The following is a 12,579-nucleotide window of genomic DNA, read 5'->3' as shown; positions in this document are numbered from 1 at the left end:
ATTTTATGAGTAGACTCTCTAATTTGTCATAAGCCTGACAAGCTACTTTAGATCTGACAAAATAGTGACTTCACGAATATAGGTTGCAAGATCTTCTTGTGATTCAGCTAGTAGTTCATCGTCTTGCTTGTACTTAGCATATTCAATCCATAATAGCAGTTGGTGCAGGCTATTATGTTCAGACGCTTTATACTGTTTAGTAAATTGCTTTAATGTGCCTTCATCATTAATATTAAGCCTACCATACCAGCTCTCGATCTTGGCAACTTGCTCGTTTGGAAAGTAAGCGTCGAATAATGCTTTGATTAAAGTATGACGATCTTCTTCACCAATCAGTTTGCCCACGCGTTTGGTTTGGCGATTGCGAGCATTGGCGCTGGTAATATCAGTGAGCGCCATCAGCTCTGCCATAAAGTAATCACTGGCAGGTAATTGTTTGAGCTGTTTTTTTGATAGATTTGACAAGGGTATCGATAAAGCCTGCAAGCGCTCATGCGCTTTTTTAAGCTCAGTACGCGAGACGCGCATGTCCTGTTCTGACCAGTCAACCATAGTACTATCCATATAATAATAAAAAATAAATAAGAGGCAGCTACCACATATGCTTTTCGCGATGCTTAGTTGCCACTGTCAAATCTGTAGGCAAGTTTACTGCCAATCTGTCTTGTAGTTGCTGAGTGATAAAGACTGAGCGATGTTTGCCACCTGTGCAGCCGATAGCAACAGTGACCGTATGACGATTATTGTGTAAAAAATTAGGTAACCAGCGCTCCAAAAACGTCCCGATATCCTCTGCCATCTCGTCCACTTCTGGATAATCAGCAAAGAATTCTTTAACCTTGCGATCTAGTCCTGTCGACATACGTAACTTAGGGTTCCAATGCGGGTTTGGAAGTATGCGCACATCAAATACAAAATCGGCATCAATAGGATTGCCGTACTTAAAGCCAAAGGATAGCAGATTGATAACGATTTTGTTGTCAACGCCGACGTAATCGCGCAAACGCTCTTTTAATTGATGAATATTGAGCATGCTAGTATCAATTTTCATATCCGCGCGCTTAAAGATAGGCTGGAGCAAATCGCTCTCTTTTTTTATAGCTGCAGGTAAATTGTTAGTGCTATGCTCAGTACTCAGCGTGTCTTTGGTCATCAATGGATGTACGCGGCGCGTGGCATTAAAACGCGCGACCAAGGTGCTATCTTGCGCGGTTACATACACTACCTGAACCGCTTGCTCACCGTAAGTCTGCTTAAGAGTGTCGTGTATAGTAGAAAAATTTGATAAATCTGCGCGCGGCGTACGAATATCAACGCCAAGCGCTAAGCGCTTTATACCACTATCTCCGACGAGCCTTTGCGCCGCCTGAGGGACTAAAGACAAGGGCAAATTATCGATAGAGTAATACCCCAAGTCCTCCAAAATGTTAAGCACGGAGGTCTTGCCTGATCCTGAACGACCAGAAACTACTAAGATACTCACGACTTCTTCTTTTGTGATCTCAGATATAGCCGTTGTATCAGACAACGAGGTTTGATCTAGAGTATCGTCTTTATTATCCGTATCCATGATCAATTACCTTTGTCTATTCATTTGTCAAATTTTTTGGGTATTGCAGCACTATCTACTTAAAAGTAAACGGCTCATTATCTAATAGACGTGCCTGTCCTAGCTTCGCGGCGACGAGTATAATGGCATTAGCAGACTCTGAACTAAGATTAGATCCGTTATCAGTAATCGACTCTAATTGCGCGGTTTTGACTTCTAAATAATCGACAACAAAACCTGCATCAGTTAGTCGCTGCCGACTATTACTTATAAGCATATTTAGCTTATCATTATCATAAGTACCAGATAGCTGCTTAGCCAGTTGCTGTAGCTCTTGATGTAATAACGGGGCAATCTTTCGCTCTGTACCCGTTAAGTATTGATTGCGCGATGATAGTGCTAAGCCATCGGTAGCGCGGACAATAGGGGCTCTTATAATCTCAATAGGGTAGCTTAAGTCACGTACTAGCTGCTTAATAATTGCTAATTGCTGATAGTCTTTTTGTCCAAATACAGCTACATCGGGTTGTACAATGTTAAACAATTTTGAGACCACAATACCAACGCCATCAAAATGCCTAGGGCGCGACTGACCACATAATTGATCTGTGATAGCACCTGCAAGCACTAGAGTTGGCGGCGGCAGTACAGGATACATCTCATCAATACTAGGTGCAAAGACATGATCAGCGTGAACGGTGGTCAACTTACTGACATCTTCGTCCAAAGTGCGCGGATAACTGTCAAAATCTTCACCAATACCAAATTGGGTAGGATTGACAAAAACACTGACAACGACGATATCAGCTTGCTGTTTTGCGATACTGACCAGCTCTAAGTGCCCCTCATGCAAGTTGCCCATCGTCGGCACTAACGCGATGCGCTTTGGCTTATCTAACTTGCATCGGCTAGACGCTAAGGCTGAGCGCAAATCTGAAATACGGTGATAGATAGTAGGCATAAATAGCTCTAGTTATAAAAGATACTCAGCTAATCAAACTGATGCTGCTGTTTTGGGAAACTACCTTCGCGGACCGACTGCTGATATAAGGCAAAGGCGCCTTCGATACTGTGCTGTGTATTGCGCTCATCGGTCAAAAAGTCATGAACAAAGCGCGGCACTCGCCCATGTACCATACCTAGCATATCGTGCATGACCAGCACTTGACCGTCGGTATCTGCGCCTGCGCCTATCCCAATCACAGGCACATCAACGGCTTGCGTAATAGATTTTGCCAAATCAGCGGGCACGCACTCTAATACGATCAGTGCCGCCCCCGCCTCTACCACAGCTTTGGCATCTGCTAATAGTTTGTCAGCAGCGTTATCAGTACGTCCTTGGATCTTATAACCGCCAAAGACATTGACTGACTGCGGGGTCAGACCAAGATGTACACAAGTAGGTGTACCTGCCTGCGCTAAGATAGTCACAAGCTCACACAGCTCGCTGCCGCCTTCTATTTTGACTACGTGTGCGCCTGCTTGCATAAGCTTGCGGCTATTGGCAATTGCTTCTGGCAAAGTGGCGTAACTCATAAACGGTAAGTCAGCCAAAATCAGTGCTTTGTCATTGCTACGCGCGACATTGGCAGTATGATAGACCATGTCGTCGACGCTGACAGGTAGCGTAGAGTCATGACCTTGAACCACCATACCTAGGCTATCCCCGATCAATATCGTGTCAATCTCTGCTTTGTTCATCATGCGCGCAAACATCGCGTCATAGCAGGTTAGACAAGTAAATTTAGTCCCGTCTTTTTTGAACTTTTTTAGCGTAGATAAAGTGGTCATACATTTCTCGATAACTTGGCAATAAATAGTTTTGATATAGTCGATTCTAAATAAAACAGATGCATTATATTTAAACGCGGAACTGGTATAAATTTTACTGGCGTGCTGTGCCTACGCCGCTCGATGCTGCGCAACCTATGTTTTAAAAAAAGCATTCCAGTCCCGTTGTATCGTTTTTATGTTGAACTCACTATCAGTAAAAATAGGCTTGTCTAATTGTCACCTAACTTTTTTAACCCTGTCCAGTCTGTACTGGATGCATAATTGATAAGTGGTACGCCTGCAACTTTGAGGGTTGGCTTAAGCTCAAGCAAAGGTATCAAAACAAAGTTACGCTCATACAAACCTGCATGCGGTATTATCAAAGTCGGCTCTGCTAACAGCGCATTACCATACAACAATATGTCAACATCTAAACTGCGCTCGCCCCAGTGACGCAATCGCGCGCGCTTAGCATTGTTTTCTAACCCTTGACAAACTGCGAGTAGCTCAAAGGGAGGTAGGCTCGTCTCAAAGCCTACGACTGCATTAACGAAGTCTGGCTGATCTTGTGGTCCCATTGGCGCTGATAGATAAAATGAGGACACTTGTACCTCTTTTATCTGATCTGCTGCACGCAAACTTTTAATAGCGAACTGCAAGTGCTCCATTGGCGTACCCAGCTCGTTGGTTAAATTGCTTCCTAAACCAACATAAGCGGTTACCCACTTATCATCTGTTACCTTTGCCATTTTATTTTAAATACTATATTAGTTTAAACACTATCAGTACTGATAGTGCTAGGCTGACGGCGGCGACGTTTCGCGGGCACAGGTCCTTGACTACTGATTGTCGTGCTCTGATTTGGCGCAGTCAATTTTTTACTTTTAGTCGTTTTAGCTTCTCGTTTATTAGCTTCTTTATTACTCGCCTGCGCTTTGTCAGTCACCGTCTCTTTATTCTTATCGCGATTTGCTACTTTTGGAGTAGGCAGGGTGTCAGACTTACTTAAAACGTCTGAGAAAGCAGTACTAGGCTGACGGCGGCGGCGCTTGTGCGGTATCGGCTCGTTATTTGCCGTAACCAGCTGCGGCGTTTGTGCAGGCAACTGCTTGCTCTCTTTGCTAGCCTTTGACGCCTGCTTATTCTCAAGAGCAATATCAGACGGCTTACTCTTCGTTTCTTTATCTCTAGCTGACTTCTTATCAGCCAATTTTGTATCAACCGACTTAGTATCAGCAACAGATGCTTTATTTTTAGCCGAGACTTGGCGAGATTTAGGTTTAGCCGATTTATCCACCTCCAGCTGTTTTTGTAGTGGCGGCACTACCTTTTCATGCTCTATTACCAATAGCGGCTCTGGCTGAGATTTAGGTTTAGCACGCTTATTTTCACTACTGGCTAATGACAACTGCTGTAGTAATGCAAGCTCTTTACGGTCTTGTTTTGCCTGCTGTTTACTATTGAAGGTTTGCTTCGGTTTAGTAGAGGACGTTTGTAGCTCTGTCGATGGAGACTGAGTATCATCGCGGCGGCGGCGGCGCGTAGGTACATTTGAAGCATCATTCATAGGCGGCGCAGTCTCTTGTGGCTTAGTTTTGTCTTGGTTGTAATCAGTATCATTGTGCTTATTAGAATGACTTTGCTCTTGCAGATCATTTTGCTTTTGGCGATTGCGACCGCGCGAGTGCTGATTTTTCTTGTACGCGCCGCGGCGTATATTTTCATCAAAATCATCGATCGCTTGAGCCTGCTCTTTTTCAGACAAGGTCTGATACGTCTGCCACCACTCGCCCATGCCGTTAGTAGACTCAGATAAAGGATGATCGCTATCGCCGCACTGCTCACGCAACAATAAAAAGTCAAAGCCTGCGCGAAAACGCGGATGCTCGGACAGTTGTACAATCTGCTTGGTACGCGGCGCAGCAAGTTTGGGCTGCAATAGCCAAATATCACGAATGAACTGCTCGGCAAACTTAGGAATCGCCGTTTTGATACGTTGACGATCAATCACTTTACCTGCTGCATGCATCTGTGCATCGGCAAAAGGCATATTACGGTTTTTGGCTTTTTCTAACTGATGTAGGTAGTTCTCCCACAATAGCGCCGCATAAAAGAACGCCGGATTAATACTCTTGCCTGCTGCGATACGCTTGTCGGTGTTGATAGCTACTTGTTTGACCAGTGGACTTGGTTCAGCGGGTGGATATATCATCAAGCTATCGATTGCGCCTGACTCAAACAAGAGTGGTAGCAGCGGTACTAGGTAGCCACCAGTAAACATCTTTTGCGTTTCATCATAGAGGCGATGGGGCGATATTTGTTCCAGTAGAGCCCAATTGCTCTCGTGAAATTGCTCTGCTAACTCGTCATCAAACTCAAAACCTAACTTGGCCTTAAAACGTAGCGCGCGTAGCAGACGTACAGGATCTTCTTCGATACGCACCGGAGCGTGACCTAACAGGCGAATTACCTTATTGTCTATATCATCAAGCGCTCCGCAAAAGTCATGTACCACGCCTTTTAACGGTTGATAATAAAGCGCATTAATAGAAAAATCACGGCGTGAGAAGTCTTGTTTAATATCGCCCCAAACATTGTCACGCAGGATCATACCATCTTGGTTGGTGTTAGCATCACTGGTGGGCGGACCGCGAAAAGTAGCGACTTCAATGAGCTCGCGTCCAGAGTAAACATGCGCCAGTTGAAAACGACGACCGATAATGCGGCAGCGCTTGCCAAAGACGTCTTTGATCTCATGAGGCTTGGCATCAGTGACCGCATCAAAGTCTTTTGGACGTAGGCCTAACAAGGTATCGCGCACGCCGCCACCGACGATATAGGCATCAAACCCAGATCGGGACAAAGTGGCAATAACTTCGGTAATGGAATTAGGTAATTCAGATTTATTTAGTTCTAACTGCTTGGCGGCGCGCTCTGCCATGCATCTACTCCTCAACGGTATTCTCGATCACCCCTAACGAACACAGTATCCATCAGGCGGATGTGCCTGCTAGTTTAACAAATTTTGTGCAGGCTGGGTATGTTATGGTCATTGGTGCACCCTAATTTGTCATTTTTGCTGTACTGCCAGATGACTCTTTGCGTTTATGCGGTCTACGCACTTTGATATCAAGAGTTTTACTCACTTATCTGTAAGCGAGAGCGATTCTTTTCGACCGTTTTTGCGCCTATGCCTTTGACCTTTTGTAGCTCATCAACCGATTTAAAGTCACCAAACATCTCACGGTACAAGATAATCGCCTGTGCCTTGCTACTACCAATGCCGTTTAGCGAAGTTAACTCACCCTCGCTCGCACGATTGATATTTACCCTTTTTTGCTCGCGCGCTTTAACTGCTGATTTTTCTTGTGCTAACAAATACTGATAAGCACTTGCAGGATCATCGAAACAAGGCGCTGCCTGAACTTGGGCTGGCAAAGCACTGATAATACAGCCTATTAACAATAGACAAAACATAAGGCTACTGTTGTAAGTTGCGTATTTATTAACGGCGCTCATGCTGTTTGGCGGCCTCCCATAGTGCATCCATCTCCTCTATATCACTGTCCTCAAACTGCTTACCTATCTGCTCTAGTTGCGTTTCGATATAGCCAAAACGTGATTTGAATTTGTGCACGCAGGTAAGCGTGGCTGCTTCTGCGTCAAGACCTAACTTACGCGCGACGTTGACCAGTCCAAATATACAATCGCCCAGCTCCTTTTCGATAGCAGCGATATTGGTTTGGATATCAGCGTCTGTTTGATTACTCACTTCATTCTTAAGCTCATTGATCTCTTCCTCAAGCTTATCAAATGCGCCGTCCACTCCGTCCCAATCAAAGCCTAGTTTTGCGGCTTGTTTTTGTAGCTCTTGTGCTTGCATCAGCGCGCTGCCTGCTTTAGTAGCATCCAGCCTGCGCCGCGGTTTACCTCGTGCTTCATCAGCTTGCTGCTCCTGGGCTTTGATCTCATCCCAGCGCGCTTTTACGGCCGCGTCGTCTTTGAGGGTTTGGGTCTCAAACACATGCGGATGACGACGAATTAGCTTTTGCTGCAAAGTCGTTATGACATCATTGATATCAAAACGCCCTTGCTCAGCATAGAGCTGACAGTGAAAGACGACTTGTAATAGCACATCACCCAGCTCACTTTTGATATCTTCGTCATCGTCAGTCTGTACCGCCGCGCCAAGCTCATAAGCTTCTTCAATGGCGTAAGGGATTAGACTATGATTAGTCTGTTTTTGATCCCAAGGACAATCGCTCCGCAAGCGCGCCATAAGTGCTAATAAATCCTCAAGCTCGCCTGTTGCCTCTGGTACGCCTAATGCTGGCTTGGGCGTTATGATGGTTTTTGGCGTTTTACTTGTGGCTGCGCTGTTATTAAGTACTGTCATCACCTGCTCTCATTAGATTATTAGATTATTGCTTGCTTGAACGAGCTTGATTTATCGCTTAGTGTAGCATTGAATAAGTAGACGCTTATAGTCATACTACTGCTACAATTAACGATACTATTTCAAACGCAAGGAACGTCCCTTTTATGTCTGCCTCAGCGAACTATCAACCTGCCCTCTCATTTGAACCTATAACCATCAGCTCCTTTAAAGCCTATGATATTCGCGGTGAGCTGGGCGTCAGTTTGGATGAAGACATTGCTTATCGTATCGGGCGCGCCTTTGCGCAGATTTTATCAGCGCGTTTTAAGGCTACCGACAAGAGTGAGAATAAGGAGGGTTTGCAAACGGCTATCGTCATCGGTAGCGACATTCGCCACTCAAGTGAAACCCTTAAACAGGCGACTATCAAAGGGGTTATAGATGCAGGTGTCGATGTTATCGATTTAGGCATGAGCGGCACCGAAGAGGTATATTTTGCGACCAGTCACTATCAAGCGATGGGCGGCATTGAAGTCACTGCCAGTCACAATCCAATTAATTATAATGGACTTAAACTGGTCAAAGAGCACTCAAAACCGATCAGCAGCGACGATGGTTTAGCTGAGATTCAAGCGTTAGCTGAGTCTGGCGACTTTACCCCAACGCACGCAACGGGACAAATACAGCTCTTGACAGATAAGAGCGCTTATATCAATCATGTCATCGATTTTATAGATATCGATACACTCAAACCCTTAAAGCTTGTGATCAATTCAGGCAATGGTAGCGCAGGCCCCGTTGTTGATTTATTAGTCAATAAACTTAAGACGGCTGGCGCGCCAATTGAGGTAATCAAGCTACATCACACCCCTGATGGTAGTTTTCCTAATGGTATCCCCAATCCTATGATTGAGGCCAATAGAGTGGCTACCAAAGAGGCAGTTTTAGAAAACAAAGCTGATCTAGGTATTGCTTTTGACGGCGACTTTGATCGCTGTTTTTTATTCGATGAATATGGCGAGTTTATCGATGGTAGTTACGTCGTTGGTATGCTTGCTCAAGCGTTTTTGAATAAGTATACCAATGAATCTATCGTCTACGACCCCCGGGTGATATACAACACCGAAGCGGTTATCGAGGCTTATGGCGGTCAGGCAGTTATCAGTAAATCAGGACACTCTTTTATCAAGCAGGTGATGCGAGAGTCAGGCGCTGTCTATGGTGGGGAGATGTCCGCGCATCATTATTTTCGCGATTTTTTCTACTGTGATAGCGGCATGATACCTTGGCTGTTGACCATTGAGCTATTGTCAATCACAGGCAAAACGCTGTCAGAATTGGTCACAGGCTATATCAGCGACTATCCAAGCTCAGGCGAGCTTAATTTTCGCCTGACTACCCATGATGCGCCTAGCATTATTAGCGCAATAGAAGATAGATTTAGCGCGCAAAACCCTGAAAAATCGACCTTAGACGGACTGAGTCTGCACTTTGGCGATTGGCGTTTTAATTTGCGAGCGTCTAATACTGAGCCACTGATTCGTCTAAATATTGAAGCGCGTGGTGATAAAGAGTTACTCGCGCAAAAAGTGGCCGACATTCAGCAGTGGTTAGCCGCTCAAGGAGCGATACCGGCTTAACGTATCTAATCTGTTATATTGTCTAAGAACGCTTCGAGGTTAATAGAATAAAAAAGGGGTCTACTCATTCCCATACGAGCAGACCTTTTTTTGGTGGTAAAAACTATGACTTGTTGCGACCGATACCCACGTAACCGCCAACAAGTCCCTCAACTTGCACACGGGTCAATACGTTCTGCGCATCAAAGATAGGCATTGCGTACTGATTGATACTGGCAACATCTAAGCGATCTTGTGGCGACCAGCTGATGATAAATATAGCTTGAGCGCTAGCTAAAGACTGATAAGGGCTATTAATCAGCGTCATAAGCGGCTGTTCTTCATACTGCTCAGCGAGTTCGGTTTGTGCCTTATCACTATAGATAAGCGTATGAATATTATATGACCACAATAAGCTCAGGAGCGGATGAATTGCAGAATTTGCGGTGCGTCCAGAGCCTGATTTATAACTACCGCCCCAAATCATTACGGTTTTATTATCGATAAACCCATCAAAATATTGCCAAAATTTGCGAAATATCAGCTCTTTTTGGTCTTCGTTGATGTGCATGACCGCTTGCAGTAGTGGCATCTCAACGCGGCTAGTCTCGCCTGATTCTTCCAGCTTTATAAGCTCACTAGGCAAAGTATTACCGCCAAAACCCCAACCTGCTTGTAAGTAGCTGCTACCCACGCGCGCATCGAGTCCCATGATTTGACTGACCTGTCCGATATCGACATTCTGGCTATCTGCTAAGCGTGACATCTCGTTCATAAAACTCACTCGAGTCGCTAGCATGGCCATAATACTACTGCGAGCGAATTCTATCGTTGCAATATCAGCATGATGATAGGAGCGCGCCTGTTGCATTAGAGGCTGTAGCGCGCGTAGATGCTGACTGCTGTCTGGCGTCTTTTCGCCCAGTAACCACAGCGAGGGTTTAAGCATCGAGCTATAGGCCTCGCCATCTTGCAAGAATACAAAGGGCACATAATACACCCAAGCACGTCTTAGACGCTGAGCAACTTGAGAGATATGACCTAGATTTTCGATACCACTCGTAATAATCGGTTGGGTCTGCTGCTGACTATCATTAAAGCTGCTAACCCAGCTTTCATCATTCCAAAATGATTTTATGTCATCAAGAAACAGCCAATAGAGCGCAGCGCGGGGTAGAATCTGAGTGCTGTCACACTTGGTATCGGTAGTAGGCTCTTCATAAGTAATAATGAGTTCATCCGCATTTTTAGGCAACTGAAAACTTATTATCTGTTCTTGTTGAACATAAAGCTGCCACAGTGCTTGCAGATGATGCTCAAAACTGTATTGCTGCAGCTGCTGTGACAATTTATCGTTATCGGCATAGATATGAACGTATTGACCTAAACTTGCCAACACGACTGCACTAGTTAAAGCCTCAATACCATGACCAATAAGTACGCAGACATCAGAGTATTTGACAGCAAAACGATTAGCGTTTTCGCCATTATTACTGTTAGCAGAATTACTGTTAGCAGAGTTTGAAGTCATAAGATTACCTTTCACTTCTTATTATCATTTACGTCTAATTATCATCTAAATTTAACTACAAACAGTATCAAGACAGCTGTTTGATATGGGCAAGCAGCTGATTGGTCGAGCTATCAAACTGCTCGCTACCGTCTTGTTGCAGGGCATGATAAACCGTCTCTGCCATCTGTTTACCCATCTCAACGCCCCATTGATCAAAAGGATTAATATCCCAAATACTAGCCATGACATAAACTTTATGCTCATATAAGGCAATAAGCGCGCCTAAGCTATGCGGCGTGAGTTTGTCGAGCAATAGCGTAGTTGAGGGCTGATTACCACGGTAATGCTTGTACTTGTCCGCCTCGCAAGCATGAGTCTTCTCAACGATTGCTGCATTACCAAAGGCTAGGACGCGGCTTTGCGCCAAACAGTTAGACAAAGATAGCTCATGCTGATGCTGCAAGGAGGCATTTTGTAGCTCATCGCTGTAGTGACGCACGCAAGCGATAAAGTCGCAAGAAACGTGTTGAGTACCTTGATGAAGTAGCTGATAAAACGCATGCTGAGCATCAGATCCAATTTCTCCCCAAAGAATTGGACAGGTATTATAATCAACGCGAGTGCCATCATGAGTGACCGACTTACCATTACTCTCCATCTCAAGCTGCGTCAAATAACTGGGCAAATAGCTCAGTCTGCCATCATATGGAAGTACGGTATGAGCATGTATTTGCAAGAACGTACTGTTCCAAACCGCGAGCAAACCCAGTAGCACAGGCAAATTATCCGCAAAATCAGTATGGGCAAAATGTTCATCCATACTGTGCGCGCCAGCGAGCAATTCACGGAACTGACTCATACCAATGCGCACAGCAATGGCTAAACCAATCGCTGACCATAAAGAGAAGCGTCCACCGACCCAATCCCAAAGCTGCAACTGGTGCTCAGGATGAATACCCCAAGCGCTCATTTTTTCGTTATTAGCAGATATACCGATAAAGTGCCGACGTAATACGCTATCCTCACTACCATCGCGGCGCTTAGCGGTTGCTAGCAGCCATGACAGCGCCGTCTTCGCGTTGGATAAGGTGTCAACGGTACCAAAGGATTTGGAGGAGATAATAAACAGCGTGGTCTCTGCATTTAAGCGTTTGAGCAAATTATCGAGCTGGGAGCCATCCATATTGGAGACAAAATGTACCCTAATATCGGTATCAGACCATTCATCAAGAGCAGTCGCTGCCATCAACGGCCCAAGGTCTGAACCACCAACGCCGATATTGACCACATCGGTAATTGCTTTACCCGAGAACCCGCGCCACGTGCCATTTCTAATACGTTTGGACAAACGCTCTACCTGCAATAGACTCTTATGTACATCAGCCACAACATCTTGCTCACCCATTTGCAGTTTGGCAGTTGATGGTAGACGTAACGCCGTATGCAAAGCAGCACGCTCTTCACTGGTATTGACCATAGCGCCTTGCATCAAGGCTTTTATACGTCCAGATAAATCACAACTGTCAGCCAGGTCTAAAAGCGTCGACAATACCGTCTCATCGATACATTGTTTGCTGTAATCCATATACAGCTCACCTGCCTGCGTACTGAAACGCGTCGTACGCGCGTCCCCTTTAGCAGAGTCTTTAGCAAACAGCTCAGCAAGTGACCAGGACTGTTTGGCAAGGTCTTGCAGCTGCTGCCATGGTTTTGAGTGGCGAGCACTATTAGCGCTGTAGCTTTGCAT

At 45.2% G+C, this 12,579-nt stretch carries 11 protein-coding genes; 1 reads left to right on the top strand and 10 read right to left on the bottom strand.

Features of this window, described 5'->3' with window-relative positions; all coding sequences use genetic code 11:
- Positions 1 to 42: 42 nt before the first annotated feature.
- The 8 genes from yjgA to mazG form a co-directional block, all read right to left on the bottom strand.
- A complete protein-coding gene (gene yjgA, locus ACR64J_RS00745) occupies positions 43 to 552 on the bottom strand; it encodes a ribosome biogenesis factor YjgA (protein ID WP_317199637.1) in 510 nt (169 codons plus the stop codon).
- Positions 553 to 592: 40 nt separating this feature from the next.
- Positions 593 to 1,570: an RNase adapter RapZ gene (gene rapZ, locus ACR64J_RS00740; protein ID WP_435950047.1), complete on the bottom strand. Its 978-nt coding sequence runs from the start codon at positions 1,568 to 1,570 to the stop codon at positions 593 to 595.
- A 55-nt stretch (positions 1,571 to 1,625) separates the two neighbouring features.
- Complete coding sequence (gene panC, locus ACR64J_RS00735; RefSeq protein WP_435950046.1) at positions 1,626 to 2,510, bottom strand: pantoate--beta-alanine ligase; 885 nt, start codon at positions 2,508 to 2,510, stop codon at positions 1,626 to 1,628.
- 29 nt (positions 2,511 to 2,539) lie between these two features.
- Entirely contained in the window at positions 2,540 to 3,340 is an 801-nt protein-coding gene (gene panB, locus ACR64J_RS00730; protein WP_435950045.1) for a 3-methyl-2-oxobutanoate hydroxymethyltransferase, read from the bottom strand.
- A gap of 212 nt (positions 3,341 to 3,552) precedes the next feature.
- Positions 3,553 to 4,071: a 2-amino-4-hydroxy-6-hydroxymethyldihydropteridine diphosphokinase gene (folK, locus tag ACR64J_RS00725; protein WP_435950044.1), complete on the bottom strand. Its 519-nt coding sequence runs from the start codon at positions 4,069 to 4,071 to the stop codon at positions 3,553 to 3,555.
- A 23-nt stretch (positions 4,072 to 4,094) separates the two neighbouring features.
- Positions 4,095 to 6,263 carry a polynucleotide adenylyltransferase PcnB gene (pcnB, locus tag ACR64J_RS00720; RefSeq protein ID WP_435950043.1) on the bottom strand — a complete coding sequence of 723 codons (2,169 nt, stop codon included), beginning with the start codon at positions 6,261 to 6,263 and terminating at the stop codon, positions 4,095 to 4,097.
- 197 nt (positions 6,264 to 6,460) lie between these two features.
- Complete coding sequence (locus ACR64J_RS00715; protein WP_435950042.1) at positions 6,461 to 6,841, bottom strand: ComEA family DNA-binding protein; 381 nt, start codon at positions 6,839 to 6,841, stop codon at positions 6,461 to 6,463.
- Positions 6,828 to 7,601 carry a nucleoside triphosphate pyrophosphohydrolase gene (gene mazG, locus ACR64J_RS00710; RefSeq protein WP_435950997.1) on the bottom strand — a complete coding sequence of 258 codons (774 nt, stop codon included), beginning with the start codon at positions 7,599 to 7,601 and terminating at the stop codon, positions 6,828 to 6,830. Before mazG ends, ACR64J_RS00715 begins: the two co-directional genes overlap by 14 nt.
- A gap of 263 nt (positions 7,602 to 7,864) precedes the next feature.
- Between mazG and ACR64J_RS00705 the strand changes: the two genes are divergently transcribed.
- Entirely contained in the window at positions 7,865 to 9,340 is a 1,476-nt protein-coding gene (locus ACR64J_RS00705; protein WP_435950041.1) for a phosphomannomutase CpsG, read from the top strand.
- A gap of 103 nt (positions 9,341 to 9,443) precedes the next feature.
- Here the strand turns inward: ACR64J_RS00705 and ACR64J_RS00700 are convergent, their stop codons facing one another.
- Together ACR64J_RS00700 and pgi are read right to left on the bottom strand one after the other, a co-directional pair.
- Positions 9,444 to 10,850 (bottom strand): UDP-glucose/GDP-mannose dehydrogenase family protein, encoded by a 1,407-nt coding sequence (locus ACR64J_RS00700; RefSeq protein WP_435950040.1) that lies wholly within the window; start codon positions 10,848 to 10,850, stop codon positions 9,444 to 9,446.
- Positions 10,851 to 10,917: 67 nt separating this feature from the next.
- Entirely contained in the window at positions 10,918 to 12,579 is a 1,662-nt protein-coding gene (pgi, locus tag ACR64J_RS00695; RefSeq protein ID WP_435950039.1) for a glucose-6-phosphate isomerase, read from the bottom strand.

It is taken from the genome of Psychrobacter sp. DM8, assembly GCF_051307025.1.
GTDB lineage: Bacteria > Pseudomonadota > Gammaproteobacteria > Pseudomonadales > Moraxellaceae > Psychrobacter.
The sequence above is the reverse complement of the archived record's forward strand: the minus strand, read 5'-3'. Positions and strand labels throughout refer to the sequence as shown.